Below are 26,247 nucleotides of genomic sequence, written 5' to 3'. Positions count from 1 at the left end.
CTACTCCCTGGCCTCGCGCACCAGTTTACCCAGCTCGCCGTCGGTGGATTCTATGTCGTCTTCGAATTTGAGCAGTACGTTAAGCGTGGAGCGCACCAACTCTTCTTCCAATTGATCGGCGTGCAGTAGCAGCAGACTGCGGGCCCAGTCGATAGTTTCGGAAATAGCGGGAATCTTCTTGAGGTCGAGCTGGCGTAGAGAGTGGACAAACTCTACGAGCTGGTGACGCAGGTGTTCCTCCACATCGGGTACCCGGCTGCGCACAATACGCTCTTCGAGTTCGACGGTAGGAAAGGGAATGTACAGGTGCAGGCAGCGTCGTTTCAGGGCGTCGGAGATGTCCCGCGTGTTGTTACTGGTCAGGAACACCATGGGCGAGGTGCGCGCCTTGACGGTGCCGATTTCCGGAATGGATATCTGGTAATCGGACAGTATTTCCAGCAGTAATGATTCAAATTCGTAGTCGGATTTGTCCACCTCATCGATAAGCAGGATGGCCCCGCGCTCTTGCTGCATGGCTTTGAGTAGCGGACGGGGCTCGAGAAATTCTTCCGAGTAAAAGATGTCGCCGAATTGGTGCAGACGTTCTACAGATTCCGCCAGCCCCTGAGCACCCTGGAGAAGGTCGCCCAGTTTTTCTTTGAGAACCTGCGTGTACAGCAGTTGCTTGCCATACTTCCATTCGTACAAGGCTTTCGCTTCATCCAGGCCCTCGTAGCACTGCAGCCGGATGAGTGGTGTTTCCAGCAACTGCGCGGTGGTCTTGGCGAGCTCGGTCTTGCCGACGCCGGGCGGGCCTTCGACCAGAATAGGTTTGCGCAGCTGGAAGGCCAGGAATACGGCTGTTGCGATTTTGTCGGAACAGATATAGCCGAAGGATTCAAAGCCCTCCTGTATTTTTTCTACGGAGGCAAGTTGGGGAAAGTCTTGAGTGTGCACGCTTGTCGATTCCTGGTTGCGGTCGGCCATTGTAGCGAGGCAGTGGCCGACTCGGTAGTTGTGCTCGTGGGGCGCTGCGGTCAGCCGCCGGTGACATTCATAAAACGCAGTATCTGCGGTTCGCCTGCGTTGTCGAAGTGGTGCTTCTCTGGTTTGAGCGCCATGGCGTCAACAATAGCCCGCTTGAGGTGGTCAGCCTTGTAGTGATCCGCTCGCAGTACTTCGCGCAGATCGACCGAGTGTTCGTTGCCGAGGCAGAGTAACAGGCGCCCCTCAACGGTGACGCGAACCCGATTACACAGGTGGCAAAAATTATTGCTGTGCGGCGAGATGAAGCCCACCCGGCTGGGCCTGTCGCCAAGCTGGTAGTAACGGGCAGGCCCTGCTGTACCGGTTGGATCGCCCAGCGAGGTTAGCGCATAGTGCGCCTCAATCTGTTGCCGGATCTCATCGCTGCTACAGAGTGTGATTTCGCGATCGTGCTCGACAATGCGGCCCAGGGGCATCTCTTCAATAAAGGCTATATCAATGTCGCGCTCACGGGCGAATGCGACCAGGTCCAGCACTTCATCTTCATTGCGGCCCTTGAGGATAACCGCGTTCAGCTTAATTCCGTCGAACCCCGTGGCAACGGCCGCATCAATGCCGGCAATGACCTGGTCGAGGTTGCCGTGGCGGGTGAGATGGCGAAATTTACGCGGGCTGAGACTGTCCAGGCTGATGTTAATCCGCTTTACCCCGGCCGATTTCAAGGCAGGGGCCAGCCGCTGTAACTGCGAACCATTGGTTGTCAGTGCCAGTTCATCGAGGCCTTCCAGTGCACCCAGCCGCTCGATGAGCGACATGATATTGGGACGGATTAGCGGTTCACCGCCGGTGAGCCGAATTTTGCGCACCCCCATGTCGGTCATCGCCTTGGCAATGCTGTGCAGCTCCTCCAGATTGAGGACTTCGGACTTGGGGGCAAAGGTCATGTCCTCTGCCATGCAGTACACACAGCGGAAGTCACAGCGGTCGGTCACCGACAGTCTCACGTAGTCTACGCTGCGGCCAAAGGTGTCTATCAGGCCGCTGGGGGTCGAATTTTCCATGGCCTCCAGTGTAGGGACTTTGGTTGGGGTGAGCCAGCGCTTTACAGTGCAAAGCGGTTACGACAGGATAGGTGCAGACAGAGGTTTGGGCCTGCTAGGACGTGAAGATCTAGCGTCACCAGCCACACAGTATAAGACACTATGGGGACAGACATGCGGCCATCGGCTGAGCATGGGCGGGGAATTCAACATGCGTAACTGGGCGCTCTGGGTAGGGCCACTGGTGGCGCTGGTAGCGGCGCTGTCGTTGAACGCAGCGGGCTATGATCGCGATATTGCTGTGGTCAGTTTTGTAGCGACCCTGTGTATCGCCTGGTGGGTGTTTGAGCCCATTCCTATACCCGTCACTTCGCTGTTGCCACTGGCTGTACTGCCGCTGTTGGGGATACTGACGCCAGCGGAGGTGGGTCAATCCTATGGCTCGCCGATTATTCTGCTGCTGCTGGGCGGATTCCTGCTCTCCCAGGCGATGGAGCATGCCGGGGCTCATCGGCGTATTGCGCTCGGTATGGTCACGCTGGTCGGTGCTGACAGTGGCACTCGACTGGTGCTTGGGTTTATGGCCGCTGCCGCGTTGCTCAGCATGTGGATTTCGAATACGGCGACGACGCTCATGTTGTTGCCGGTGGTGCTGGCCGTCCTGGACGCGGCACCGAACAAGGACAAACTGGCCGTGCCGTTGTTGCTCGGCGTTGCCTATGCGGCCAGTGTCGGCGGTATTGGTACCCCTATTGGTACCCCGCCCAACTTGATTTTTATGCAGGTCTACGAAGAGACGGGTGGCGACCCTATCAGCTTTACGACCTGGATGAGCTGGGGGGTGCCGGTGGTGCTGCTGATGGTGCCGCTCATGGCGCTGTATCTCACCCGCAATCTGCGCGGTGAATTACAGGTGAATCTTCCTGAGGTTGGTCGCTGGCGCACGGAAGAAAGGCGCGTGTTGCTGGTGTTTGGTCTGACTGCGCTGGCCTGGATTACCCGCAGCGAGCCCTTTGGCGGTTGGCGTACCTGGTTGGATCTGCCGCAGGCCAATGACGCCTCTGTGGCCCTATTGGCGGTGGTGGNCATGTTTATTGTGCCCAACGGCAAGGGCGGTGCGCTGCTTACCTGGGAGCGCGCGGTCAGAATCCCCTGGGGTGTGTTGCTGTTGTTTGGCGGGGGCATCTGTCTGGCCAAGGGCTTTGTGAATTCTGGCCTCAGCGAGCTGATGGGTGGGTTGTTCAGCGATGTGCACGCGATTCCGCTGTTCCTGCTGATACTGTTGATCGCGCTGGTCGTGACTTTTATGACCGAGACAACCTCGAACACCGCGAGCACGACGCTGTTGATGCCGGTGCTTGCCGCGGGCGCGGTGGGGGTTGGCCTGGCGCCGGAAATCATGATGGTGCCGGCGGCTATGAGTGCAAGTTGCGCGTTTATGTTACCGGTGGCTACGGCGCCCAACTCGGTGGTGTTCGGCAGTGGGATGATCACCACCGCCCGTATGGCGCGGGAAGGGTTTGCCCTGAACCTGCTCGGCGCGGTGGTCATAACTACTGTCTGCTACCTGCGGCTCACTTAGGCGCATTGCGGTATGATGCGCGCTTAGATAACGCTCAGGACAAATACATGCCACTCTCTCGTCGCCTGTTGGCGCTGGCCGCCATCGTCATCTCCATCGCCCTGTTATATCCGGGCGTCACTCAGCCCGTGCTGACGCTCACCGGGACGATCGAGAAGTCCATGATTGCTGAACTGGGCATAGATCTGATTGCCGGCGAGGACGCCGACCCCCAATCGCGCCAGATGCTGGCCATGTTTTCCAGTTTTCTTGGTTTCGATCGCATTGAGGGCCAGCTCCAGGCCTATGCGACAACTCGCTCGATCTGGAGTACGGTGGAGGAGCTCGCCGCCACGGGTAATCTCGCTGTCGCCCTGCTGATTGTCCTGTTCAGTGTGGTCATTCCCGTATTCAAGTTGTGCCTGCAGGCAGGCGCCCTGGTCCTGCCCCGTGCCGAGTGGCGCGGGCCGCTGTTGTGGCTGAACGCGACGCTGTCCAAATGGTCGATGGCGGACGTCTTTGTGATGGGATTACTGGTTGCCTATATGGCCGGCAGCGCGTCGGGCGAGATGGGTGATCTGTTGACCATGGACGCGGAATTGGAATCGGGATTCTGGTTCTTTGTCGGTTATTGCCTGTTCTCTATTGCCGCTGGTGCCCTGGTCAGAAACGCTGATTTGGAGGAGGCGACGCATGCAGCCTGATGCTCCACTGCAACAAGCTTCGGTGACCACGGTTATTGACGTGCCGCTGAGTGCGGCCTGGGCCCGACTCGAGGACTTTTCGGCGGCCCACTACTATGTGCCTCGCCTCACAGCTACCGAAATTGTCTCTGCCCAAAGCAGTGGCCTGGGTGCACACCGCCGTGTATACAGCGGCAAAACCTATCTCGAAGAAACCATTATTGAATGGAATGAGGGGAGTGGCTTTGTGATTCGTCTGCACAAGGGCAGCAAGCCCATGCCGCCGTTTCGCGATGCCCGCTTTGTCTATGCGCTCGGTGAGGAAGGGCCTGAGCAGACCCGAGTCAATCTAGCGCTACAGTTTCTAATGCCCCTGGGCGGTGTGGGTCGCTGGCTGGGCGCGAACCTCATCAAGTTCCCCATGGAGAAGCAGCTCGTGCAAGTTGCCGCAGGTATGAAGCACTACTATGAGACGGGTGAGCTGGCCACGGATGCCGATCGCAAACGGCTCGCGGGCACCGTGAGCACGGCGCCCGCGGACGATTGATTTACAGCAGTGCCAGCATGGTTTCGGCGCTGCTGACATCGACACCGGGACCCGGTTCGACGTTCAGGTGAGTGATGACGCCGTCTTCAGCTATCAGGGCAAAACGCTGGCTGCGGGTGCCCAGGCCGAACGCGCTGCCATCAAGTTCCAGGCCCAGGGCGGCAGTGAACTCCCCCATGCCGTCGGCCAGCATCAGCAGGTGCTCAGCATTTTGAGACTTGCCCCAGGCGTCCATAACGAATACGTCGTTGACGGCCATGCAGGCAATAGTGTCGATGCCGGCCGCTTTGATTTTGTCGGCGTTGACCACGTAGCCGGGGAGGTGGGTGAGTGTGCAGCCTGGAGTGAAGGCACCGGGTACGGCGAACATCAGCACCTTCTTGCCGGCAAAGATGTCGTCGGTGCTGAGATCCTGGGGCCCTTCGGCGCCCATGGTTTTCAGTGTGCCGGCGGGGATTTTGTCACCTGTTTGAACGGTCATTTATAACTCCTGGTAATGGGGTGTTTGCAATGTTGCAGAGGGAATATAGCAGATGAAGGCCCAGATACATTGCCCGCTCTGTGGCGATGCTGCGCCGCGTGACTATTACCGCGATCGGCGCCGCGACTATCTGCAGTGCAATACCTGTGAACTGGTGTTTGTGCCACTGCAGTATCACCTCGACGCCAGCGCAGAGAAAGCGGAGTATGACCTGCACGAAAACGCTGTCGATGATCCGGGCTACCGACGTTTTTTGGTACGCCTTGCCGATCCATTGCTGCAGCGTCTGGCAGTATCATCTAATGGCTTGGATTTTGGCTGTGGTCCCGGGCCGGCACTAGCCGCCATTCTCAGCGAAGCCGGGCACAGCATGAGCCTCTATGATCTCTACTACTACCCTGACCAGAGTGTATTCAGCGAACAGTATGACTTTATCTGTGCGACTGAAGTGGTGGAACATCTTGCCGTCCCGGGGGATGAGTTGGCCCGATTATGGAAGTGTCTGCGCCCAGGAGGGGTGCTGGGGGTGATGACTAAGCTGGTACGCGATGTCGATGCCTTTGCAGGGTGGCATTACAAGAATGACCCCACCCACGTCGCTTTTTTCAGTGTTACCACCTGGCAGTGGTGGGCTGCCCGGTGCGACGCCAGTCTGGAATTTCAGGGCGACGACGTCATTCTGCTGGAGAAGCAGCGCTAGGCTTCCTGCTCCAACATCGTGTGGTAGATGGCCTCACAGTCGCGATAAAAGCCCAACTGGTCGTTGCCCAGATAAGGGGCAACCATGGTGAGCAACTGCAGCACGCCCTGATGGATGGTGATGGCAGGCTCCCGGCCCTCCTGGAGCAGGCTGTCATAGCTGAACCAGAACGTCAGGTTGAGGGTCATGTTGTCCACCAGTCCCAGTACCTGTTGCTCGCTCACCTCGATGACTGATTCCTCGATAAGTGCCTGGCAAATCGCGTAGAGGGCGGCTCTTTTTAGCTGAATGAGTCGCTTGAAGCGACGTCGGATGTCTTGATAACGCTGCAGTAGATTGTCGAGATTGTGGTACAGGAAACGGTATTGGTACATCTCCTCCATAACCACATACAGGTAGTACCAGTTGTCCTCGATGTTGCCCTGGCCAGCGCTCAGTGGGCTTTCAATGGGTGCTGTGAGCGTGCTCGAGAGGGCCAGCTCGTACTGGTTGAACAGCTCCGCGATGAGCTCATCTTTGCCTTTGAAGTGGTAATAGAGATTGCCCGGACTGATATCCATTTCGTTGGCGATATCAATCGTGGTGGTGTGCTCTTCTCCCTCTTCGTTAAATAGCTTCAGGCTGGTGTGCAGGATGCGATCGCGGGTTTTCATCTACGAAGAAAGATCAACCTTTGCTGCGCCTGGCAGGTGCTTTCTTGCGCGCGGCTGTCTTCTTCGCCGGCGCTTTCTTTGCGGCGGGCTTTTTGGCCGCTGCCTTTTTCTTTCTTGCCGGCGTTTTTTTGGCCGGCTCGGCCTGGGCCTTGACCAGTTTGGTTAAGGCGTCGACTTTGCGGCTGAGCTGATCGACTTTGCGATGCAGGTCTTCGATATCCTCGGCCTTTGCGGGGCGGGCCATGGCAAAGTTGTCGCGGACCCTGGCAATACGCTCCTCCACAGAGCTACGGGCGTTGGCCCGGGCTTCGCGGGCCTCCTCTTCGAGTTCCGCACCGGCCTTGACCAGATCGCGGAACAGTTTGGGCGGGGTAGGGGTGGCCTTCTTCAGGCTGTCCTGGGCTTCGTCCACGGCCTTGCCGTAGGCGCCTACGCCGGCCAGCCAGATGTTTTTGGCGATTTCACCCGCCTTGTCGGTCACTTTGTTTTTGTCGTCGCTCATGGCTTGTGTCCCGCAATAGAGAGGTTGGGTCGCCAAGTATACCCTCGTGGCGATGGTTTTTCTCTTCGAGCGCACGGGGTGGAACAGGCCAGGAATCAGGCATAAAAAAAGGGCTGCAATTGCAGCCCCGAAAAAACACCCTGGAAGACCAGGGATAAGTGGTCCTGGATGGAACCGCTACCTGAAATCAGGCAGCGGATTTGAAGTTAACGGTTTCTTTCAGTTCTTCGAAACGCGCTTTGGCTTTGTCCAGCTGAGCGTCCAGCTTCTTGCGATCGGTCAGGCTTTCCAGCTCAAACTTGGGCAGCTCAATGTCGCTGGCTGCTTTCTTGGCTTCCTTCTCGACCTTCTCACCGCGCTTTACCAGTTCTTTGTAGGTCTTTTCTGCATTCTTGCGACGCTCTTCCAGCTGCTTCTGCAGGTTGTCGAACTGCTCTTGAACCTGATCGAAAGCCTTGCCGTAGAAGCCCAGGCTAGCCAGAAATGCGTTGCGGCCAGATTCTTTGGCACGCGCTGCAAAATCGGGAGTGGCCTTCTTCGGTGCAGACTTCTTGGCCGTTGCTTTCTTGGCAGCAGGCTTTTTGGCAGCAGGCTTGCGCTTTACTGCAGGCTTCTTCTTGGCAGGTGCCTTTTTAGCGGTCGCTTTACGCTTGGCGGGAGCCTTGCGCTTGGGGGCAGCTTTCTTGGCAGCGGTCTTTACAGTTTCAACTGCATCTTCGATGGTGATCTGTTCAGCCATGGTGTCACTCCTTCATAGTGGTATGGGCGGATTATCCGCCTGAACAATCACAGGTTACGGCGAAAAATTAGAATAAACATACTAATCGGGGTTCAGGCACCGGCTGAGGGGTAGGGGCAGGTAGCGGTCTGCGAAATCGTCGGGAGGCCTTTCCTGCTCAGGCACTTGCTTCTTGAATCGGAGCTCAATTGGCTAAAAATAAAAAGGCCCGCAAGTGCGGGCCTTTCAACGATGGTTGTGAATTCTCGCTTAGCTAGCTGTGGGGCCCGCGGCGATAATTGCATCGGAGACATCAAAGTTCTTGATGTTCTCGCTGAACAGGCCGGCCAGCTTGGCAGCCTGTTCTTCGTAGGCTGCATCGTCGCCCCAGGACGCTTTCGGGTCGACGTACTTAGCATCGACGCCAGGAATCTCCTTGGGGAAATCCAGGTTCAGGGTGTCGATGTGAGTGGTGTCAGCGCCCAACAGAGCGCCGCTCTGGCAGGCGTGTACAACAGCGCGGGTGACCGGGATTGGGAAGCGTGAACCGCTGCCGCCGGGTGCGCCTGAGCCACCGGTCCAGCCAGTGTTTACGAGGTAGACCTGTGAATCGAAATCTTCCACGCGCTTCATCAGCAGCTCGGCGTAGTCGCCGGCCGGACGAGGCATGAAGGGCGCACCGAAACAGGTGGAGAAGGTCGGGTTGATACCCGCTTCAGCACCCAGCTCGGTAGATCCCACGCGAGCGGTGTAGCCACTCAGGAAGTGGTATGCAGCTGCTTCCTTGGACAGAATCGATACAGGAGGCAGTACGCCAGAGACGTCACAGGTCAGGAAGATGACGCACTTAGGTTCGCCGCCGGCGTTGGTGTCAGTGCGCTTTTCCACGTGTTCCAGCGGATAGCAGCAGCGGCCGTTTTCGGTCAGGGAGGTGTCATCGTAATCGGCGTGACGTCCACCGTCGACGACTACGTTCTCGACGATGGCGCCAAAGCGGATCGCATCCCAGATGATCGGCTCGTTCTTCTGTGACAGATTGATGGTCTTGGCGTAGCAGCCGCCTTCCAAGTTGAAGACAGAGCCTTTGGCCCAGCCGTGCTCGTCGTCGCCGATCAGGTACATGTCAGGGTCGGCAGACAGGGTGGTTTTACCTGTGCCGGACAGGCCGAAGAACAGCGTGGTGTCGCCGTCTTCGCTGACATTGGCGGAGCAGTGCATGGGCATGACGTCTTTTTCGGGCAGCAGGAAGTTCTGCACCGCGAACATGGACTTCTTCATTTCGCCTGCGTAGCGCATGCCTGCCAGCAGGACTTTGCGCTGGGCGAAATTGACGATGACAACGCCATCGGAATTGGTGCCGTCGCGCTCGGGCTCACAGACGAAGCTGGCGACATTGAGAATGCTCCACTCCTCTTTGCGGCCAGCGTTGTAGCTGCCTGCTTCAGGACGGATAAACATATTGCGGCCGAACAGATTCTGCCAGGCGGTCTCGGTGGTGACTTTTACCGGGATGTAGTGGTCGTCGTGGGCACCCACATGGAGGTGGGAGACGAAGCGGTCGCGCTCGGCGAGGTAGGCTTCAACGCGGTCCCATAGAGCGTCGAATCTGTCGGCGTCGAAGGGGCGGTTAACGCTCCCCCAGTCGATGCTTTCCTCGGTGCTGGGCTCACGTACGGTGAAGCGGTCAGCCGGAGAGCGACCAGTGCGTTTGCCGGTGGTGACCAGCAGGGCGCCGGTGTCGGTGAGGGTGCCTTCGCCGCGCTGAAGCGCTTGTTCAATCAGCAGGGCTGGCGCAAGGTCGGTGAACTCTTGCGGAGTCTCGGTTGTGGCGGTCATTGTGTATCCTGTTTACGGGCCGAAATCAGTGTTTCGGCCTTCGTTGCGGCTATTTCGGGGCGCTAATTATGTCAGAATCGTTCCCATTTGCGAAATCCAGACGGTATGAAATAGCTGATTGTCGCCATAAAGAAGATCAATGTACGACAGGGTCGCTATCCCCAAGAATACCGTCCAGATCCTCCCGAACGAATTGATATTGCTGGTTGCAGAATTCGCAATCCATGGTAATGGTGCCAAGCTCCTCCAGCAGGGATTCAATTTCCGCGGTTTGAATGCTTGCCAGGGCATTCAGGGTGCGCTGGCGGGAGCAGCTGCAGTGGAAAGTGACTGGCAGCGGCTCGAACAATCGCAGCGGGTCTTCGTGGTAGAGGCGATGGGCGATTTCCGGGGCTGCCAGGGTCAGTAATTCCTCGTCTTTCAAGGTGTTGGCCAGCGTGGTCGCGTGCTCCCAGTGGGCTCGGCGTTCCGCCGCGTCGGTGACCAGCTGGGCGGGCAACTGCTGCAGCAGCATGCCCGCTGCGCTGTCTTCGCTGGCGCTGAGCCAGAATTGGGTGCCCAACTGCTCCGATTGCTCAAAATAATTCTCGAGGCTGGCTGCCAGAGAGTGCTGCAGGGGTACGATGCCCTGGTAACGCTGGCCGGAGAACGGGTCGATGGTAATTGCGAGCTGGCCCTCTCCGAGCAACTGTTCGAAATTGTCGGCGGTGGCTTCCTGGGCGCCGCGGGCAATACCGCGTACCTGCAGCTGGCTATCGCACTCCACCATCAGCAGCGGAATCTGCCGCTCTGAACGCGCCTGGAGGATGAGCTTGCCTTCAAACTTCAGTGTCGTGGCCAGTAATACCGCTGCGGCCATGAATTCACCGAGCAGGCTGCTGACCCCCGGCGGGTACTGATGAATGGCCAGAATGTCGCGGTAAGTGGCGTCTAATTGGACGATTTCTCCGCGGATATCGGTTTCTTCGAATAGGAAGCGCTGGGCGCGGTCCCGGCTTGGCAGGGTTTTGTCGTTCATGGGTCTAGTTTAGTCGCTCTGGCGATAAGTGAACCCGAAACCTGGCCTGGGGCGTAAACAGGTAGCGGGTATTGGGTTCAGTATTTGAGGCCGAAGCCCGGAAATTTCAAGGCGTCACTGACCGCTAGCCGCAACCGGGATAGAGTAGGGCGCAGCGAATCAATCACAGGAGTAATACCATGAAATTCAGCCTTCAGGTAGGCATGTGCGACCCCGATCACTACTTCCCCATGGCGCGGGCTGCAGAAGCAGCAGGCTATGACGGTATCGTGATACCCGACAGTATCTGTTATCCGAAAGAGGCCAGCTCCAAGTACCCTTACAACAAGGATGGTTCGCGGGAATTCCTGGAGAGCGTGCCCTTTCTGGAATCATTGATTGCTGTAGCCGGTATGGCAGCGGTGACCGAGCGCATCCGCTTTGCGACGTTTGTCTACAAGCTTGCAGTGCGCCAGGTTGCGCCGGTGGCCAAGCAGGTACAGAGCATCCAGGCACTGTCAGGTAACCGTTTTGATTTTGGTATTGGCATCAGCCCCTGGGAAGAGGACTTTGCGGTGTGCGATGTGCTCTGGGAAAAGCGCGGTAAGCGTTTCGATGAGCAAATCGATATCCTGCGTGGCCTGGAGAGCGGTGAGTTCTTCGGCTATGACGGTGAGATGATTCAGATGCCAGCCAATAAAATGTGCCCCGTGACGGGCACCCCGACGCCGCTGATGATTGGCGGACACGCAGAGGTCGCGCTGAAGCGGGCAGCGCGCGTCGGCGACGGCTGGATGTGTGCCGGGGCCGATACTGAACAGGTGGAGTCCTACATCCGCCGCATCAACCAGTTGCGCGACGAGTACGGCACCGCAGACAAGCCCTTCCGGTTCTATACCACCGGGCAGGATGCCTTTACCGACGAAGGCATCGCGCGCCTTGAATCAATTGGGGTGACCGATGTCGTCATCGGTTTCCGCAACGTCTATGAGATGGAGCCCGACAAGACGCTCGACGAGAAAATTGCCATGCTGCAATGGTACGCATCCACGTTTATCAAGGACTGAGATGTATCCAAATACTCCGGTACTGGTTGGCGTAGCTGCCGTTCAGCAGAAAGAAGCTAATTACGAGAAAGCTGATGAAGCCATAGCGCTGATGGAGCGCGCCCTGCGCGATGCTGCAGCAGACGCTGGCGGTAACGCGTTGTTGACCGAGGTCGATGAAATTGCTGTTACCGAGGGGATTTGGGGATATACCGACCCCGGGCGGTTGCTGGCCCAAGAGTTGGGGGCAGACCGAGCCACCACGGTGTTGGCAAAAATAGGTGTATCACAGCAAACCCTGATCACGCGTGCCTGCCAGCGCATTGCCAGCGGCGAAATCTCGGTGGCAATGGTCACCGGTGGCGAAGCCAAGTATCGCGCCCTGTGTGCCGTCAAGGCCGGTGCCGAGGTCAGTGAAACGGCGCAACAGGCGACTCCGGATGTGGTACTCGAGCCAGATTCAGAGATCTGGTCGGAGGTGGAGTCGGCCGCCGGACTTGGCATGCCGGTGGGTTACTACGCAATCATGGACAGCGCCCTGCGCTTCAAGCAGGGGCTGACTCCCGATGAACACCGCGCTCAAATGGGAGACATGTACCAGCGCTTCAGTGAAATTGCGGCAAGTAACCCCGATGCCTGGAGCGAGACGCCGGTCGCCGCCGACGACATTGCTCAGCCAAGCCCGGCCAATCGGATGCTCGGCTTTCCTTACAGCAAGCTGCACAATAGCCAGTGGAATGTCGATCAGGCCGCGGGCCTCATCCTGTGCAGTGTTGCCCGGGCAGAAGCGCTGGGTATTCCGCGTTCGCAGTGGATCTTCCCGCGGGCCTTTGCCGAGGCAAACTTTATGTCGGTGGTGGCCAGTCGCGGTGACCTGGGCGGCTGTCCTGGCTTCCACCTGGCGGGTGAGGCGGCGGCACAGCGCTCCGGAGTGAACTTCGACCATATTGAGCTGCGTGAACTGTATTCCTGCTTTCCCATGGCTGTGCGTTCCCAACTCCACGAGTTTGGCATGTCCGGTGAAGGTGATCTTAGCGTCACGGGCGCCATGCCATTCGGCGGTGGACCACTGAATAATTTTGTTTACCAGGCGACGGTGCGCATGGCGCAGTTGTTGCGCGAGCAGCCTGATGAAATTGGCCTGGTGACAACGGTGAGCGGCATGCTGACCAAGCAGGGGGTGGCGTTGTGGTCTGCCACGCCCGGCGAGCAGGCCTGGGGCTTCGATGATGTTACCGATGCCGTGCGCGCCGCCTCTGATATCCGTGAACTGGTGGCAGACGCCAGTGGAGAGGGCAGCGTGGCGGGATACACGGTGCTTTATCAGGGGAGCGAACCCTGGCGCGGTATTGCTGTATTTGATCTGCCGGGTGGCAAACGCACCGTTGCCTATACCGAAGACGCGCAATTGATTGCCGTGCTGGAGGCCAAGGAAAATGTCGGCCTGACTTATACTCTGGAGCATGGCCAGTTTCGGGCCTAGGTAACGGATGCCCCGTTTAGGCGGTTGATCTATACTGGGGCGAAAACGAGGTGATCAATGGCCGGTTTCCGCATAACCAAACCCTATACCATGCCCAAGGAAGACGTACGCGCTGCCGCTGAGGGGTTGGTCGAAAGCCTCGCTCGTGAGCACGGCGTGCGCTCGCGATGGGATGGCGACCAGGTCCGTATTAAAGGCGCGGGCGTCGATGGCCAGCTGTCATTTCACGACGACTTGATCGATGTGTCGGTCAAACTGGGGCTGCTCACCTCCATGTTTGAATCCACGCTGCGCAAGGAAGTGCAGCGCTACCTCGACGAGCACGTCAGCTAGCGATAAACGCGCACCCCTGCCAGGGGGTCGCTGCCCTGAACCAGTTCAGCAAATTCCTCTGCCATGGCCCGTGCGGCTTCGACGCACGCCTGCCAGTACGTGATGCGCTTCTCCTCGCTGAAGCTCTTGAAGTCCGAACGATCGGGTATTTTGCCGTGTGGCAGTCCTGCCACAAACGTCTCGTCCGGGCAAAGTAAGACCAGCCGCCTGGATTTCTCCAGGGGCGCTTTGCGCCAGGGCAGGAACTTGTCGAACCAGCCGGGTACCACGCTGGCACTGAAGTGGGGGTAGAGAATCAACCCGTCGCCACAGTATTGATCGAGGTCGAAGTGGTAGTCGATGATGCCGCCATCCCAATACTGCCCCGGTGGAGCGCCGGTAATGTCTAGTTCACCTGCCAGCACGAATGGAATGGAGCCACTGGCGTGCAGTGCCGGTGCGACGTTGGCGGCCTCCAGGGCGGTGTATTGGGTGTCAAAATCCGAGAACGTGAAACCGGCTGCAGGGCTGGCCCCGCTGTGAAACACCACGCGCTGGAAGGCGTGGCGCAACAGCTGGCGACTGACAGTATTGCCGAGTGCTGCAGCCCCCATGCCGGTAGCCAGCAGCGCGCCGGAGCGGCTGCCGGTGGCACCTCGGCCGCGGGCGGTGACAATGTGGCTGCGAATACGCTGGTGCTCTGCAATGGCACTGGCGCCATTATCACCCAACACCGCCTCAAGGATTTCCAGGCTGCAGGCGCTGATTTCTGCCGGCCCGGGTTTGGCGGATTGGTAGCGCTGGTAGGTGTAGTGATGAATCATGCGATCCACCGCAGCAGCAGGGTCGTCCTGGGCCAGGCAGGCGTGGCGCCAGGAACCTATCGAGGAGCCCAACGTGCTCAGTGGCCGATCGGTGCGCTGCAGGAAATCGCTGAACAGAAACTTATCCAGTTGGCTCAGAATAAAACACTTGGGACCACCCGAAGCACCCAGCAGCAGAGAAAAGAGCTCGGGTGTCCAGCCCTGCTGTTCAATCTGCGCCGCCGCTTCGGCGCCCATGTGTACAGCCAGGGCTTTACTCGCCACGTCTTACCTCGCCCGGTGCGCGTCCGGTCCACTTGGCGTAGGCGCGGCGAAAATTGGAAGAATCGTTAAACCCGACCATGTAGGCAATGGTTGACATCGGCAGGCGGGAATTGAGCAGGTAGTGGGTGGCGTGCTCGGCTCGAACCTGATCCAGCAGGGTCTGGTACGACTGCTGTTCCTGCTGCAGGCGCCGCCGATAGGTGCGAGGGCTGAGGTTCAGCATGTGCGCTACCTGGGGCATTTGTGGATATTGGCCTTCCAGCTTGCGCAGTAGCCGCAGGGTTTGTTCCTCAATCGATTCCTCACCCTCGAGATCCGCCAGCAGGCGGGCGCACTCCTGCTCGTAGAGATTGCGCAGTGCCGGGTTGGAAGCGGGTAGTGGTCGGTTCAGTAGTTGGGTCCGAAAGCGCAGGGCGGGCTGCGCGCAATTGAAGCGCACGCCGTCGCCAAATACCCGATAGTAATGCTCGGCGTGGGCAGGTTCTGGGTACGGGAAGTCCACCTCTGCCTGCATCTGCGGGTCGTTGATCAGGCCGCGCAGCGTATTGAGCATCGCGGCAAACAGCATCTCGTAAGAGAACTGTTCTGGCAGGTCCTGGGGGCGGTCCACGCTGACCAGTGAGCACCAGCCCTCGTTGACCGAGTAGGCCAGGCTGAGGTTCGAGGAGAGCAGATGGTGGTATTTGAGGAACAGGTTGACGGCTTCCCCCAGATCGCGGCAGGTCATAAAGGCCTGCCCCAGAATGGCGTGAGCCCCGAGGTTGAGGCTCATGCCCAGGCGCAGCCCTAGCGCCGGGTCGCCGGTGAGTGCAAGGGCGTTATTGGCCAAGGTGATGAAATCACGGTCTTCCACCCGGGCACCGATGCTGGCGAAGTCGCCCTCAGCCATGCTGGTCCCGTGGAGTAATCGCTGGCGTTCGCCCGTGCTGTCCTCGACCATGTCGATGAGGATGAGAGCGTATTGGGCGGGTGTTGTGTGTTTGGGCATGGCCCTATTTGGCCATATATGACCTCAATTTGACAATACTTCACCTTGTTGGAATGGGGACTTTGATCGATATTTGATCGCGAGATTAACGATAACGAGGGTGATTCCAAATGCAGATAGAATGGACCGACAATGCGCCACGCAAAATTCAGACCTTTGCCGGTGCCGATAATCCGGATATCACGCCGGATATGGAAGAAGTGCTGACCTCAGCAGACGTCGAGCATATTGCCGAGATTTTCCAGACTCCCCTGACCGGTGCCTACAACTGGAATTACACCGTGCAGGACGATCGGATCAAGAAACTCTACGATTTGGGCAAGCAGCTAAATTGGGATCCCGAGATCGATATTGACTGGGATCGCCCCTGGCCGGAATTTGATGCTGCCCAGCAGGCAGATCTGATGAATCTCACCGACTATCCGCCCTATATGGCGCTGTCAGATGAGCAGAAAGAAGAGTTCTGGCTGCACACCAGCGCCTGGAGCCTGTCGCAGTTCCTGCACGGCGAGCAGGGTGCGTTGTTGGTGGCCTCCCAGCTGTGCTCCTGTGCCCCGACGTTGAATGCCAAGCTGTACGCGGGTTCTCAAACCTTCGATGAGGCCCGCCACGTCGAGGTGTTTAATAAGTACCTGCAGCAGCGCCTGGGCATGATGTACCCAATAAATACGCACCTGAAGAGCATCATCGACAAGATTCTCACCGATGAACGCTGGGACATGAAGTTCATCGGCATGCAGATCGTCATCGAAGGCCTGGCCCTGTCGGCCTTTAACACCACCCGGGAAACCACGCCGGATCCGGTGCTCAAGGACGTGGTCTACCTGGTAGTACGCGATGAGGCCCGCCACGTCACCTTCGGCGTGAACTATCTGGAGGAGTTCGTTAAGACCCTTTCCGAGGAGGAGCGCAATGAGCGCGCCCAGTTCGCTTATGAGGCCTGTGTCATCAGCCGCGAGCGCCTCATCATGACCGATGTATTCGCTCACTTTGGTTGGGATGTGGAAGACGCGCGCCGCCGTGTGCTGGATGGTTTTGTCATGTCGACATTCCGCAACTTGCTGTTCCAGCGCGTGGTGCCCAACCTGGCGCGAATCGGATTGCTCACTGACGAGATTCGGCCCAAGTTCGAGGAACTGGGTATTCTTGAGTACGAGAACCTGGCCACCGATGGCGATATTGACTGGGCGTCACTGGAACGCCCGCTGGACACCGGCGAAGCCCAGGCCTACGAGCAGAGTATGGTGGAGCAGTTTAAGGACGAGCACGCCTCACACGAGGCCGAGACTGCCGCCTAGCTAAAGGGGGGCAAGTCATTAATTGGGGATAGACCACGTTTTTTTAGAAGAGAGCACACTAAATGGGGACAGACCACGCTTCTACAAGAGCGTGACCATGCCCCAATTCAGAGCAAAAAAACGTAGTCTGTCCCCACTTAGAGTAGAGCAAAAAAAAGCCGGCCCAAGGGCCGGCTTTTTTGTAACTCGCAAGAATTACGCAGACAGTGCTTTCACCTGCGCATTCAGACGGCTCTTGTGACGAGCGGCCTTGTTCTTGTGGATAATACCCTTGTCGGCCATGCGGTCGATCACGGGTACAGCCGCGGCGTAAGCAGCCTTGGCCTGGTCGGCGTCGCCAGTGTCGATAGCGGCGATAACCTTCTTGATGTTGGTGCGAACCAGCGAGCGCAGGCTGGCGTTGTGGACGCGACGCTTTTCTGCCTGGCGAGCGCGCTTCTTAGCTTGTGGAGAATTGGCCACTTTGATGTCCTCTGGGGGTCAAAATTCAAGAGGCGCGATTATTCACATTAGGGTGGCGCTTGTCAACCGGATTCAGCCCCCCCGGAAATAATGCCAAGTACTCATTAACCAGACGAATGAAAACAGGCTCAAGGTCACAAAAACAGCGGCGGAGCCGAGGTCCTTGGCCTGGCCCGACAGTGGATCGTGTTCGGGGCCTATGCGATCGACAATCGACTCGATGGCCGTGTTGATGACCTCGGCCAGAATGACCAGGCCACAGGTGATAATGAGGGCGATCTGGTGGGCGATGTTCTGACCCAGGACAAAAGCCATGGGGATGAATGCGAGCGCCAGAGAGGCCTCGATACGGAAGGCCTCCTCGTTCAGCCAGGCGGCTTTAAAGCCCCGCCAGGAGTAGCGAGTGGCCGCTATCAGCCGCGCAAAGCCCTTGCGCCCGGGCTTGGACATCATACCGTCAGTGCTTTTCTCGGAGCCGTTGGCAGGTTGCTTGGGTGGCTGCTGTGTCATCCGTTCGGTCCTATGAGTATACTAATGGCTATTAGTTGTTATCTGAGCGCCGGACAAGCCGAGTATACATCGCCGCCATGTCAATTGAAGCAGCCCCCCCACAAGTGCCCCCCACGACCGCAGAGCGTATTCTGGACGCGGCCGAAGACCTGTTTGCCGAAAAGGGCTATCGGGCCACATCGCTGGGCGACGTGGCGGACCGCGTAGGTATCCGGTCGCCCAGTCTGTATAACCATTTCCGCAACAAAGAGGCGCTGTATCAGGCGGTGCTGGAGCGGCTGATTACGGAATTCAGCCAGCCCCTGGCCGCACTGGAGTCCCAGGAGGTGCCGGACCAGGAGCGGGTCATGCAGTGGTTGGAGATGATTGTTCGCCAGCACCACGCCAACCCCAATCTGGCCCGCCTGCTCCAGCATGCGGCACTCTCCGGAGGCCCTCACACCAATGAAATCATCGAGCGATTGTTCCGCCCGATGTTTCAGCCTATGGACGCTCGCCCAGACGTCGGCGACCAGTTTGGTCAGTTACACCATCTGGGCCTGCAGCCCTGGGCGGTGATGGGGTTTAACAATCTGGTGATGTCCTATGTCACTATGGCGCCGATGTACCGGGATTTGCTGGGTCAGGACCCGTTCAGTGAAGCGGCGCTGGACAATCAGTTAACCCTGGTGCGCACCTTGCTGAAAGCTGTATTTGCCTATCGCGATCACTAGCGCAGGCACATTCCCCTTATTAAGAGTTGTAGCAATATGTTGATACCCGATGCAGTGCATGTCTGGCGCGATGCCGACGGCGACTACCACCTGGAGTGGGACACCGAATCCACGGATGCCGCGGTGATGATTGAGCTGCTGGCCGAAGTGCCCCACGACATAGATGTCCACTCGCAGCAGCGGGCCCGTGTTTCTGGCCTGCCCCATGGTCGCCGCCATTTTTTCCGCCTGCGCGATGAGCATGGCAACGAAGTTTTGGCGACTGAGCGCAAGCTAGGTATGGAAGGTACGCCCAACTTCCGGGATTTCGGCGGTTATCGCACTGGCGACGGGCGCCAGGTGAAGTGGGGCTACCTGTACCGCTCGGGACAGTTATCTGCCCTGACTGACCGTGATATTGATCTGCTGGCCACCCTTGAGCTTGATCTGGTGTGTGACTTCCGGCGTGAAGAAGAGCAAGCCAGTGATCCCAGCCGGCTGCCTCCAGAGCGGGCTCCGAAAATCGCCAGTCTGCCGATTGTACCCGGCAGTAACTCGCGGTTTATCGAAGAGGCGCAGCAGCGCGGCGATGGTCAGCTGGCATTTGGCCGGGATGCGATGTTCGAGTTCATGCGCGAGATCAACCGCGATTTTGTCGAGGGGCAGCAGGAAACCTATGCCCGCATGTTCCGGGAGATTCTCGCTATCGATGAGGCAAGATTCCTGGTGCACTGCGCCGCTGGGAAGGACCGGACTGGGTTCGCCGCGGCGATGATGTTGCTGGCACTCGGTGTCCCCAGGGAGGTGGTGATGCGCGACTATATGCTGACCTCACGGTTCTTCCTGCCGGATCGTGAGATCGCCCGTCTGCAAGCCAAGTATGACATGGAGCACATGGAGGCGGCTGCGGTGCGGCCCATGCTGGAGGTGCACGAAGACTATCTGGCCATGGCGCTGGCCAGCATTGATGAGCAATATGACTCAGTGGAGCATTATCTGCAGAGTGCGCTGGGCGTGGGGAGCCCTGAGATCGCCGAACTGCGGCGGCGCTATTTACTCTGAGGTAGAAATGAAAACGGGCCCAGAAGGGCCCGTTTCAGGAAAGCAGAACGCTGATCAGGCAGCTTTACAGGCTTTCTTGGCGGCCTTGATCTGCTTTTTCTCGCAAGTTTCGCTGGCTGCATCGCCGACACACCACTTCTTGCGGCCGTCCCAGGCAGTCAGTTCTTTCTTCTTGCCGTTGGAGCACTTCACGTAGTAACTGGCGAACGTAGTGCCGTCAGCAGTCTCGTTGTTGGCGTCGAAAACAATGCTTGTAGGTTTTGCAGCGAAGCTGCTGGCAGAAGCAGCTGCCAGGGCGGCAAATGCCGCGACTTTGATGAATTTCATCGTTGATAACCTCAATATTTCACTATGGAACCTGGAATGGGTGGTGCTATGCACAATACGAACCCGTCGCAAGTGTTCGAATTATACGCCCAGGGGGTCGAATTGGAGTGTTACTAAAAGGTAATTTTTTGGGTATTGAGGTAACGCGGATTGGCTGCTATTCAGGTAATTTTGGTTTATATCTTTGATTTTATTGAAATAAATATTGCTTATGATGCGTTTTTTCGGGAAACATTACGTATCGTTAATGCTTCCCGAAAGTAACAGGGTGGGCCTAGCCGAGGCCGAACCAGATCAGGACCATGCCCAGTACAGCGACCAGCCAGGCCTCGCCAGCCTTGTCGAGACGGGCCAGCCCGTAGAGGTAGGAGAGCGGTGGCAGGAACAAGGTGCACAGGCCCCAGGCGTAATCTTCCTTCCAGGAAGCAATCATCATCAGAATGTAGCTCACCAGCAGGGATGCTGCGCCGAGGGTGGTCAGTGAGGCGGTTGCCGCGTCCATATTTCCTCCACAAAGGGTTAGTTATTGGTATACGCGCGGCAGGTTAGCAGAAAGGTGTATTTAAGTCAGTCCCGAGCATGACTCATGCGGTAATTTTAGTTATTGTTTACGGCTATTTTTCAGGCTGAGGAGCCGGTTTTGTCTGATCCCTTCGCAGAGATTCGCCCCTACCAGGACGACGAAGTTGCCGACGTACTTGCAGGGCTGCTGAAAGAGCCCGAATTGCTCGATCTGCTCGGCGAACGCGCCGGTGGATTTGCGGCGAGCCTGCCCGCAATGTTGCGCCGTCCACTGGTGCGCATGGCGCTGAAAAAGCAGCTCAAAGGCGTGGCGGACATCCACGACATGCAGATGGTGATCAAGACCCACGTGGAGCAGATGATTGCTGAAACCACCGGCGGTTTCACGGTGTCCGGCCTGGAGAACCTGGATCCCTCGCGCGCCTACCTGTTCATCAGTAATCACCGCGATATTGCCATGGACCCGGCGTTTACCAACTACGCGCTGCACCAGGGCGGGCACCAGACGGTGCGCATTGCCATTGGTGACAATTTGCTGACCAAACCCTGGGTATCCGACCTGATGCGCTTGAACAAAAGCTTTATCGTCAAGCGCANCCTCGGTGGCCCGCGCGAACTGCTGGCTGCGTCGCGCAATCTGGCCAACTACATCCGCCACTCCATCCGGGCCGACGGTAACCCTGTGTGGCTGGCGCAGCGTGAGGGGCGGGCCAAAGACGGCCACGACCGCACCGAACCGGCAGTGATCAAAATGCTGAGCATGAGCCGCGACAAGGCCAACCAGAGCTTCGGTGAGCACATTGCCGGTCTGGGTATCGTGCCTGTGGCGATATCCTATGAGCTGGACCCTTGCGATGCGCTCAAGGCCAATGAACTCCACCAGTTGTCCGAGCATGGCAGTTACGAAAAAGGCGAGCAGGAAGATGTCGCCTCCATCGGCCAGGGGATTGCCGGCCAGAAAGGCCGGGTGCACGTGTCCTTCGGCACCCCTCTGGGTTCACAGTTTGAAGACGCCGATCATGTTGCCCAGGAAATCGATCGCCAGGTCTTTGACCTGTACTGTTTGCATCCCACCAATCGCTATGCCTACGAGATGTTGTACGGCGAGTTCGCCCCGGCAATTCCCGATGACTTTTATTCCGAAGACGGCGACTGTACCCGAGCGGAGTTTGAGGCCCGGATTAATGCCATGCCCGAGGCGCACCGTCCCTTTGCCCTGGCGATCTACGCCAATGTGGTCATGAACAAACTGGACCTGGTGGAGCAGCAACAGGCTGAGCCCATTCAATACCCTTGCTGACCGACCAGCTCAAGGACGATATCCGCGTCGCTTACACGGCGCTGATGGACAGTAAACAGCTCACCCCGCGCTGGGGACAGCGCCAGATGATCGCCGAAATCGCCAATGCCCTGGGCAGGATTCCCGCCCCCGGCGAAGCGCCCTCTACTGAGCCGGCGGTCTGCGTGATCGAAGCCGGTACCGGTACCGGCAAAACTATTGCTTATGCAGTCTCTGCGATTCCCATGGCACAAGCCCGGGGCAAGCGGTTGGTCGTCGCCACCGCCACCATCGCCCTGCAGGAACAGTTCATCAATAAGGACTTGCCGGATATTCGCCATCACAGCGGTCTCGCCTTCAGCTTTGCCCTGGCCAAGGGGCGCCGCCGCTATGTCTGCCTGTCTAAGCTTGACCGCCAATTGATGGAAGGGCAGGGCGAAACCGGCATGTTGGCGCTGTACCCGGATGAAATGGCGTCACCGGCCAGCGCCGATGCTATGCCAGTCTATAGCGCCATGATCGACGCACTCGGACGCGGCCAGTGGGATGGCGACCGAGACAATTGGCCGGATACCATTGCTGAGGAAGTCTGGTGGGGAGTAACGACGGACCACGCCCAGTGCACCGGGCGACGCTGTCCGAATATTTCCCAGTGCAGTTTCTTCAAGGCCCGGGAGCAGCTGCAAAACGCCGACATTATCGTTACTAACCACGACCTCGCTCTGTCGGATCTGGCCCTGGGTGGCGGCGCGATTCTGCCCGACCCCGACGATTGTATTTATGTCTTTGACGAAGGGCATCACCTGCCGGATAAGGCACTGTCGCATTTTGCGAGCTTCTGCCGGCTGCATACCACGATGAGCTGGCTGCAGGACTGCAAGAAGGCCTTCGCCCAGGCGGCGCCGGTACTGACACCGCTCGATAATCTCGAGCGCCTGCTGAACGCATTGCCGGCGGATGTGGACGAGATGGTGCTGGGACTGCAGGGCGCGGAGCAACAGGTGGCCCAGTTGTTCGAGGATGTCGATCCCGAGGCCAGCCGCGAGGATCCGCAGGTGCGCTTTGATCACGGGGTGGTGCCCGAGGAATTGCGTCAACTGTCAGTGTCACTGGCGGAGCGGTTCAACCGCTTTGTAGGGGTGCTGAGGCGTATGGAGAAGGTGCTCGAAGACGCCCTCGAGGACGATTTTTCAGGTATGGATCAGTCGGAGTTGGAAACCTGGCATATTAATCTTGGTGGCATGCTGGGCCGGGCCGAGGGTGTGTTGGCACTGTGGCGCGCCTTCGCCGAGGGCAGCCAGCCCAGTCAGCCGCCGGTCGCCCGCTGGGTTACCATGGTCACCAGTGGTGGCCAGTACGCCTTTGATCTGCGCTGCAGTCCGGTGTTGGCCTCAGACATATTGAGCGACAACCTCTGGTCGCGCGCCGCGGGTGTCGTCATTACCTCGGCAACAATTACCGCACTCAACTCCTTTGAACGTTTTATTCTCCACTCCGGTGCGCCGCGCGAGGGGCGCTACAAGCAGGTCATGAGCCCCTTTGATTACGGCAACGCGGTGTTCAGCGTGCCGGCCATGGATTGCGACCCGGGTGATGCCCAGGCTCACACCGAGGCCATTATTGACATGCTGCCACAGCTGTTGGACCTGAACGAAGGGTCGCTGGTGTTGTTCTCATCCCGGCGCCAGATGCTCGACGTGCACACCGGGGTGACAGGCCTGCTCGGCGATCGAATCCTGATGCAGGGTGACTACTCCAAGCAGGAGATTCTCAGGCGTCACCGGGAAGAGATTGACGGCGGGTTTGGCAGTGTCATTTTTNGCTTGGCGAGCTTTGCAGAGGGGGTCGACCTGCCCGGCGACTACTGCCGACATGTGGTGATTGCTAAGATACCCTTTGCGGTACCGGACAGCCCGTTGGAGGCGGCCCTGGCGGAGTGGATGGAAGCCCAGGGCAAAAACCCCTTTATGGAAATCAGTGTGCCGGATGCAGCCCTGCGTTTGGTGCAGGCGGCCGGGCGGTTACTGCGCACCGAAACCGATATCGGCCGGGTCACCCTGCTGGACCGGCGGGTTAGAACCCGCCGCTACGGTCAGGCAATTCTGGATTCCCTGCCGCCCTTTCGTCGCGAACTGGGCTAGTCGGCCTCAGTGCTCAATGCATAAGTCGGCGCAGTTGCCTGGCGTGCACTCAGGGCGATGATGACACCGGTCCAGCCAGCGATCATCATTTCCAGTGCAATCAGGGTACCGATGACATTAAGGCCCTGAACAGGCCATTGGGTAGCAATCACTGTCCCCGACATAATTGTCAAGCCACCGCCGAACACGCCCCAGCCCCAGCCGCGCGCACCTCTCAATTGCACCGCGGCGGNAATACGCAGCCCGCCGATGACGATTAAGGCAGCCGCGATCAACAGTATCAGGCCGGCAGAGGGCAGCGCCGGGTTAAGCATCGTGATAACGCCGATATAGACGTAGAGAAACGCCACTACCACGTTCCAGACCCGTATTTGCCAGCCCTCGGATTGGAACAGCTCTGTAAATTGGGCTGCGCCTGCCATGCACAGCAGTGCTCCCAGAAGCATTATTCCGGACATGGTCGCGGTGACACTCATGCCCAGGCCTAGTTTGCCTAGAATCATCAGTGTCACACCCATGCCCATGGTCCAGGCCCACTGGCAGCCAATAGCGTCAAAGGCGGATTTTCCGGTTGCTACAGAGTGCATGTGTTCACTTCCCAGGGTAAAAAAGAACCCTCGTCGATAGGGGCTCAACGAGTGCGTCCAGTCTAGGGGGAGCTTCGGCTTGCAAGCATGGCTGTGGGCGCCACAAGGGTGACAGGGAGCGCCAATATCGCATGACCGTGTGTGCGGCCAGGGACGAACCGAGGGGCATGTGTGTAGAATGCTGCCCTGATGACAATGAGAGACCACATGCACACTGACATTGCTGAAGTTCTGATCGATATCGAAGCCCATCTCAGGCAGCTTGGGTTGTGGGACAAGATTCCCCCGTCTTCAGAGGCACTGGCTTCTACGGAACCGTTCTGTGTCGATACGCTGACATTGCCGCAGTGGCTGCAGTTTATTTTTATTCCAACGATTTACGGCATGCTCGAAGCACAGTCGCCGCTACCTGATAAATGCAGTATTGCACCCATGGCAGAGGAATTTTTTCGCGGTACGGAGCTGTCAATCGACGAGCTGATCGCTGCGCTACAGCGGGTTGATCAACTTATTAGTGACGCATAAAAAAAGGCCCGCAAATGCGGGCCTTTTTCGTTGTCACTGAAACAGCGTTAGACGCGTTCAACCACGGTGGTAATACCCTGGCCGAGGCCGATACACATGGTGGAGATACCCAGGGTCAGGTCCCGGTCTTCCATCACATTCAGCAGCGAGCCAGTGATGCGGGTACCGGAGCAACCGAAGGGGTGGCCCAGGGCAATGGCGCCGCCGTGAACGTTCACTTTCTCGTCCATCTTGTCGAGCAGGTCGAGGTCTTTCAGTACAGGCAGAGCCTGGGCGGCAAAGGCTTCGTTGAGCTCAACCATATCGATATCGTCGATGGTCAGGCCCAGTTGCTTGAGCGCTTTCTGGGTAGAGGGCACAGGGCCGTAACCCATGATGGAGGGGTCGACACCGGCGAGGGTCATAGCGCGGATCTTGGCGATCGGCTTCAGGCCCAGCGCCTGGGCTTTCTCCGCAGACATGACCAGCATGGCGGAAGCGCCATCGGAGATCTGCGAAGACTGGCCGGGAGTGACGGTACCGCCCTGTGGGTTGAAGCTGGGCTTGAGCTGCGCCAGACCTTCCAGGGTGGTCTCCGGGCGAATGGTTTCGTCAGCGGTGACCGAGACCAGAGCGCCGTTTTCATCGTGGCCATCGATGGCGATGATTTCGCGATCAAACTTGCCTTCTACGGTGGCCTTATGGGCCAGCTGGTGCGAACGCAGGCCCAGCTTGTCCTGATCTTCGCGGCTGATGCCGTGCATGATCGCCAGCATCTCAGCGGTCATACCCATCATGCCCGCCGCCTTGGCCACAGAGCGGCCCATGCGCGGATTGGGATCGACGTTGGCGGGGTCCATCATGGGCAGGTGACCCAGATGCTCGACACCACCGACCAGGTAGACATCGCCGATACCGGCCATGACATTGGCCGCTGCGGTGTGCAGTGCGCTCATGGAAGAACCACACAGACGATTGACGGTCTGGCCGGGAACGGTATGTGGCAGACCTGCATTCAGGGCCACAAAACGCGCCAGGTTCATGCCCTGTTCGCCGCGCTGGATTACGCTGCCCCAGATCAGGTCGTCGATCTCGGCGGGGTCCAGTCCCTCGTGGCGGGCCAGCATGCCGTTAATGACCGCGGCCGACAGATCGTCTGCACGTACGTTGCGGAAGCAACCGTTCTTGGAACGCCCCATGGCTGAGCGGGCGTAATCTACAATCACTGCGTCTTTCGGATTCAAACTCACAGTATTTCT

General features: G+C 58.3%; 29 protein-coding genes. 13 read left to right on the top strand and 16 right to left on the bottom strand.

The annotated features are described in order from the left end of the window. A complete protein-coding gene (locus A3709_RS13065; RefSeq protein ID WP_231871176.1) occupies window positions 1-939 on the bottom strand; it encodes a MoxR family ATPase in 939 nt (312 codons plus the stop codon). An 80-nt stretch (window positions 940-1,019) separates the two neighbouring features. After that, window positions 1,020-2,030 carry a GTP 3',8-cyclase MoaA gene (gene moaA, locus A3709_RS13060; protein ID WP_066055222.1) on the bottom strand — a complete coding sequence of 337 codons (1,011 nt, stop codon included), beginning with the start codon at window positions 2,028-2,030 and terminating at the stop codon, window positions 1,020-1,022. Window positions 2,031-2,220: 190 nt separating this feature from the next. Between moaA and A3709_RS13055 the strand changes: the two genes are divergently transcribed. Genes A3709_RS13055 through A3709_RS13045 form a run of 3 tightly spaced genes read left to right on the top strand, consistent with a single transcriptional unit; the run spans window position 2,221 to window position 4,800 of the window. Then, on the top strand, window positions 2,221-3,591 hold the full coding sequence (locus A3709_RS13055; protein WP_066056165.1) for a DASS family sodium-coupled anion symporter: 1,371 nt from the start codon (window positions 2,221-2,223) through the stop codon (window positions 3,589-3,591). Between the two features lie 47 nt (window positions 3,592-3,638). Further along, the gene (locus tag A3709_RS13050; protein ID WP_066055219.1) at window positions 3,639-4,274 is read left to right on the top strand and encodes a paraquat-inducible protein A; all 636 of its coding nucleotides are present in this window, start codon (window positions 3,639-3,641) and stop codon (window positions 4,272-4,274) included. Then, a complete protein-coding gene (locus A3709_RS13045) occupies window positions 4,264-4,800 on the top strand; it encodes an SRPBCC family protein (protein ID WP_066055216.1) in 537 nt (178 codons plus the stop codon). The genes A3709_RS13050 and A3709_RS13045 overlap by 11 nt, the downstream gene beginning before the upstream one ends. A 1-nt stretch (window position 4,801) precedes the next feature. Here the strand turns inward: A3709_RS13045 and A3709_RS13040 are convergent, their stop codons facing one another. Beyond that, window positions 4,802-5,281 carry a peroxiredoxin gene (locus tag A3709_RS13040; RefSeq protein WP_066055212.1) on the bottom strand — a complete coding sequence of 160 codons (480 nt, stop codon included), beginning with the start codon at window positions 5,279-5,281 and terminating at the stop codon, window positions 4,802-4,804. A 52-nt stretch (window positions 5,282-5,333) separates the two neighbouring features. Here A3709_RS13040 and A3709_RS13035 point away from each other — a divergent pair, with 52 nt between their 5' ends. Further along, window positions 5,334-5,981, top strand: coding sequence for a class I SAM-dependent methyltransferase (locus tag A3709_RS13035; protein ID WP_066055209.1), 648 nt, complete (start codon window positions 5,334-5,336; stop codon window positions 5,979-5,981). Here the strand turns inward: A3709_RS13035 and A3709_RS13030 are convergent. From A3709_RS13030 to hslO, 5 genes are all read right to left on the bottom strand, one after another. After that, window positions 5,978-6,634: a TetR/AcrR family transcriptional regulator gene (locus A3709_RS13030; protein ID WP_066055206.1), complete on the bottom strand. Its 657-nt coding sequence runs from the start codon at window positions 6,632-6,634 to the stop codon at window positions 5,978-5,980. The two genes, A3709_RS13035 and A3709_RS13030, sit on opposite strands and share 4 nt — an antisense overlap. A 13-nt stretch (window positions 6,635-6,647) precedes the next feature. Further along, on the bottom strand, window positions 6,648-7,136 hold the full coding sequence (locus A3709_RS13025) for a phasin family protein (RefSeq protein ID WP_066055203.1): 489 nt from the start codon (window positions 7,134-7,136) through the stop codon (window positions 6,648-6,650). Between the two features lie 187 nt (window positions 7,137-7,323). Further along, window positions 7,324-7,875 (bottom strand): hypothetical protein, encoded by a 552-nt coding sequence (locus A3709_RS13020; RefSeq protein ID WP_066055200.1) that lies wholly within the window; start codon window positions 7,873-7,875, stop codon window positions 7,324-7,326. Between the two features lie 249 nt (window positions 7,876-8,124). After that, complete coding sequence (locus A3709_RS13015; RefSeq protein ID WP_066055197.1) at window positions 8,125-9,690, bottom strand: phosphoenolpyruvate carboxykinase; 1,566 nt, start codon at window positions 9,688-9,690, stop codon at window positions 8,125-8,127. Between the two features lie 136 nt (window positions 9,691-9,826). Then, window positions 9,827-10,708 carry an Hsp33 family molecular chaperone HslO gene (gene hslO, locus A3709_RS13010; RefSeq protein ID WP_066055195.1) on the bottom strand — a complete coding sequence of 294 codons (882 nt, stop codon included), beginning with the start codon at window positions 10,706-10,708 and terminating at the stop codon, window positions 9,827-9,829. Window positions 10,709-10,887: 179 nt separating this feature from the next. Here hslO and A3709_RS13005 point away from each other — a divergent pair, with 179 nt between their 5' ends. From A3709_RS13005 to A3709_RS12995, 3 genes are read left to right on the top strand one after another with little or no spacing between them, the layout of a single operon-like run. After that, window positions 10,888-11,754, top strand: coding sequence for an LLM class flavin-dependent oxidoreductase (locus A3709_RS13005; RefSeq protein ID WP_066055192.1), 867 nt, complete (start codon window positions 10,888-10,890; stop codon window positions 11,752-11,754). A gap of 1 nt (window position 11,755) precedes the next feature. Further along, window positions 11,756-13,216: a hypothetical protein gene (locus tag A3709_RS13000; protein ID WP_066055188.1), complete on the top strand. Its 1,461-nt coding sequence runs from the start codon at window positions 11,756-11,758 to the stop codon at window positions 13,214-13,216. 57 nt (window positions 13,217-13,273) lie between these two features. Further along, window positions 13,274-13,549, top strand: a complete 276-nt coding sequence (locus tag A3709_RS12995; RefSeq protein WP_082850099.1) for a polyhydroxyalkanoic acid system family protein — start codon at window positions 13,274-13,276, stop codon at window positions 13,547-13,549. Here the strand turns inward: A3709_RS12995 and A3709_RS12990 are convergent. Beyond that, the gene (locus A3709_RS12990) at window positions 13,546-14,616 is read right to left on the bottom strand and encodes a patatin-like phospholipase family protein (protein WP_066055185.1); all 1,071 of its coding nucleotides are present in this window, start codon (window positions 14,614-14,616) and stop codon (window positions 13,546-13,548) included. The two genes, A3709_RS12995 and A3709_RS12990, sit on opposite strands and share 4 nt — an antisense overlap. Further along, window positions 14,606-15,604, bottom strand: coding sequence for an AraC family transcriptional regulator (locus A3709_RS12985; RefSeq protein ID WP_066055183.1), 999 nt, complete (start codon window positions 15,602-15,604; stop codon window positions 14,606-14,608). Before A3709_RS12985 ends, A3709_RS12990 begins: the two co-directional genes overlap by 11 nt. Window positions 15,605-15,714: 110 nt before the next feature. On the opposite strand from A3709_RS12985, the gene A3709_RS12980 reads away from it, so the two are divergent. Next, complete coding sequence (locus tag A3709_RS12980; protein ID WP_066055180.1) at window positions 15,715-16,902, top strand: ferritin-like domain-containing protein; 1,188 nt, start codon at window positions 15,715-15,717, stop codon at window positions 16,900-16,902. Between the two features lie 195 nt (window positions 16,903-17,097). Here the strand turns inward: A3709_RS12980 and rpsT are convergent, their stop codons facing one another. Both rpsT and A3709_RS12970 read right to left on the bottom strand, forming a co-directional pair. Then, window positions 17,098-17,364 carry a 30S ribosomal protein S20 gene (gene rpsT / locus A3709_RS12975; protein WP_066055177.1) on the bottom strand — a complete coding sequence of 89 codons (267 nt, stop codon included), beginning with the start codon at window positions 17,362-17,364 and terminating at the stop codon, window positions 17,098-17,100. A 72-nt stretch (window positions 17,365-17,436) separates the two neighbouring features. After that, window positions 17,437-17,874, bottom strand: a complete 438-nt coding sequence (locus A3709_RS12970) for a diacylglycerol kinase (protein ID WP_231871175.1) — start codon at window positions 17,872-17,874, stop codon at window positions 17,437-17,439. 77 nt (window positions 17,875-17,951) lie between these two features. On the opposite strand from A3709_RS12970, the gene A3709_RS24835 reads away from it, so the two are divergent. Both A3709_RS24835 and A3709_RS12960 read left to right on the top strand, forming a co-directional pair. Beyond that, window positions 17,952-18,587: a TetR/AcrR family transcriptional regulator gene (locus tag A3709_RS24835; RefSeq protein WP_066055174.1), complete on the top strand. Its 636-nt coding sequence runs from the start codon at window positions 17,952-17,954 to the stop codon at window positions 18,585-18,587. 36 nt (window positions 18,588-18,623) lie between these two features. After that, a complete protein-coding gene (locus A3709_RS12960) occupies window positions 18,624-19,628 on the top strand; it encodes a tyrosine-protein phosphatase (RefSeq protein ID WP_066055171.1) in 1,005 nt (334 codons plus the stop codon). A 54-nt stretch (window positions 19,629-19,682) separates the two neighbouring features. Here the strand turns inward: A3709_RS12960 and A3709_RS12955 are convergent, their stop codons facing one another. Both A3709_RS12955 and A3709_RS12950 read right to left on the bottom strand, forming a co-directional pair. Further along, the gene (locus A3709_RS12955; protein WP_066055168.1) at window positions 19,683-19,955 is read right to left on the bottom strand and encodes a hypothetical protein; all 273 of its coding nucleotides are present in this window, start codon (window positions 19,953-19,955) and stop codon (window positions 19,683-19,685) included. 274 nt (window positions 19,956-20,229) lie between these two features. Beyond that, on the bottom strand, window positions 20,230-20,457 hold the full coding sequence (locus A3709_RS12950; protein WP_066055165.1) for a hypothetical protein: 228 nt from the start codon (window positions 20,455-20,457) through the stop codon (window positions 20,230-20,232). A gap of 138 nt (window positions 20,458-20,595) precedes the next feature. Here A3709_RS12950 and A3709_RS12945 point away from each other — a divergent pair, with 138 nt between their 5' ends. Continuing rightward, entirely contained in the window at window positions 20,596-21,777 is a 1,182-nt protein-coding gene (locus A3709_RS12945; RefSeq protein ID WP_066055161.1) for a 1-acyl-sn-glycerol-3-phosphate acyltransferase, read from the top strand. Beyond that, window positions 21,771-23,897, top strand: a complete 2,127-nt coding sequence (dinG, locus tag A3709_RS12940) for an ATP-dependent DNA helicase DinG (protein WP_066055160.1) — start codon at window positions 21,771-21,773, stop codon at window positions 23,895-23,897. The genes A3709_RS12945 and dinG overlap by 7 nt, the downstream gene beginning before the upstream one ends. Here dinG and A3709_RS12935 read toward each other — a convergent pair. Further along, window positions 23,894-24,484, bottom strand: a complete 591-nt coding sequence (locus A3709_RS12935; protein ID WP_066055157.1) for an HdeD family acid-resistance protein — start codon at window positions 24,482-24,484, stop codon at window positions 23,894-23,896. The two genes, dinG and A3709_RS12935, sit on opposite strands and share 4 nt — an antisense overlap. 207 nt (window positions 24,485-24,691) lie before the next feature. On the opposite strand from A3709_RS12935, the gene A3709_RS12930 reads away from it, so the two are divergent. After that, complete coding sequence (locus A3709_RS12930; protein WP_082850096.1) at window positions 24,692-25,009, top strand: YqcC family protein; 318 nt, start codon at window positions 24,692-24,694, stop codon at window positions 25,007-25,009. Window positions 25,010-25,056: 47 nt separating this feature from the next. Here the strand turns inward: A3709_RS12930 and fadA are convergent, their stop codons facing one another. Continuing rightward, window positions 25,057-26,238, bottom strand: a complete 1,182-nt coding sequence (fadA, locus tag A3709_RS12925; RefSeq protein WP_066055151.1) for an acetyl-CoA C-acyltransferase FadA — start codon at window positions 26,236-26,238, stop codon at window positions 25,057-25,059. Window positions 26,239-26,247 lie beyond the last annotated feature (9 nt).

It is taken from the genome of Halioglobus sp. HI00S01 (assembly GCF_001635445.1).
GTDB classification, from domain to species: Bacteria; Pseudomonadota; Gammaproteobacteria; order Pseudomonadales; family Halieaceae; genus Halioglobus; species Halioglobus japonicus.
The sequence above is the reverse complement of the archived record's forward strand: the minus strand, read 5'-3'. Positions and strand labels throughout refer to the sequence as shown.

Coding starts and splice junctions, on each gene's coding strand:
- moaA (WP_066055222.1), bottom strand. CDS start 2,030: ATGGAAAATTCGACCCCCAGCGGCCTGATAGACACCTTTGGCCGCAGC.
- A3709_RS13050 (WP_066055219.1), top strand. CDS start 3,639: ATGCCACTCTCTCGTCGCCTGTTGGCGCTGGCCGCCATCGTCATCTCC.
- A3709_RS13045 (WP_066055216.1), top strand. CDS start 4,264: ATGCAGCCTGATGCTCCACTGCAACAAGCTTCGGTGACCACGGTTATT.
- A3709_RS13040 (WP_066055212.1), bottom strand. CDS start 5,281: ATGACCGTTCAAACAGGTGACAAAATCCCCGCCGGCACACTGAAAACC.
- A3709_RS13035 (WP_066055209.1), top strand. CDS start 5,334: ATGAAGGCCCAGATACATTGCCCGCTCTGTGGCGATGCTGCGCCGCGT.
- A3709_RS13030 (WP_066055206.1), bottom strand. CDS start 6,634: ATGAAAACCCGCGATCGCATCCTGCACACCAGCCTGAAGCTATTTAAC.
- A3709_RS13025 (WP_066055203.1), bottom strand. CDS start 7,136: ATGAGCGACGACAAAAACAAAGTGACCGACAAGGCGGGTGAAATCGCC.
- A3709_RS13020 (WP_066055200.1), bottom strand. CDS start 7,875: ATGGCTGAACAGATCACCATCGAAGATGCAGTTGAAACTGTAAAGACC.
- A3709_RS13015 (WP_066055197.1), bottom strand. CDS start 9,690: ATGACCGCCACAACCGAGACTCCGCAAGAGTTCACCGACCTTGCGCCA.
- hslO (WP_066055195.1), bottom strand. CDS start 10,708: ATGAACGACAAAACCCTGCCAAGCCGGGACCGCGCCCAGCGCTTCCTA.
- A3709_RS13005 (WP_066055192.1), top strand. CDS start 10,888: ATGAAATTCAGCCTTCAGGTAGGCATGTGCGACCCCGATCACTACTTC.
- A3709_RS13000 (WP_066055188.1), top strand. CDS start 11,756: ATGTATCCAAATACTCCGGTACTGGTTGGCGTAGCTGCCGTTCAGCAG.
- A3709_RS12995 (WP_082850099.1), top strand. CDS start 13,274: ATGGCCGGTTTCCGCATAACCAAACCCTATACCATGCCCAAGGAAGAC.
- A3709_RS12985 (WP_066055183.1), bottom strand. CDS start 15,604: ATGCCCAAACACACAACACCCGCCCAATACGCTCTCATCCTCATCGAC.
- A3709_RS12980 (WP_066055180.1), top strand. CDS start 15,715: ATGCAGATAGAATGGACCGACAATGCGCCACGCAAAATTCAGACCTTT.
- A3709_RS12970 (WP_231871175.1), bottom strand. CDS start 17,874: ATGACACAGCAGCCACCCAAGCAACCTGCCAACGGCTCCGAGAAAAGC.
- A3709_RS24835 (WP_066055174.1), top strand. CDS start 17,952: ATGTCAATTGAAGCAGCCCCCCCACAAGTGCCCCCCACGACCGCAGAG.
- A3709_RS12960 (WP_066055171.1), top strand. CDS start 18,624: ATGTTGATACCCGATGCAGTGCATGTCTGGCGCGATGCCGACGGCGAC.
- A3709_RS12955 (WP_066055168.1), bottom strand. CDS start 19,955: ATGAAATTCATCAAAGTCGCGGCATTTGCCGCCCTGGCAGCTGCTTCT.
- A3709_RS12950 (WP_066055165.1), bottom strand. CDS start 20,457: ATGGACGCGGCAACCGCCTCACTGACCACCCTCGGCGCAGCATCCCTG.
- A3709_RS12930 (WP_082850096.1), top strand. CDS start 24,692: ATGCACACTGACATTGCTGAAGTTCTGATCGATATCGAAGCCCATCTC.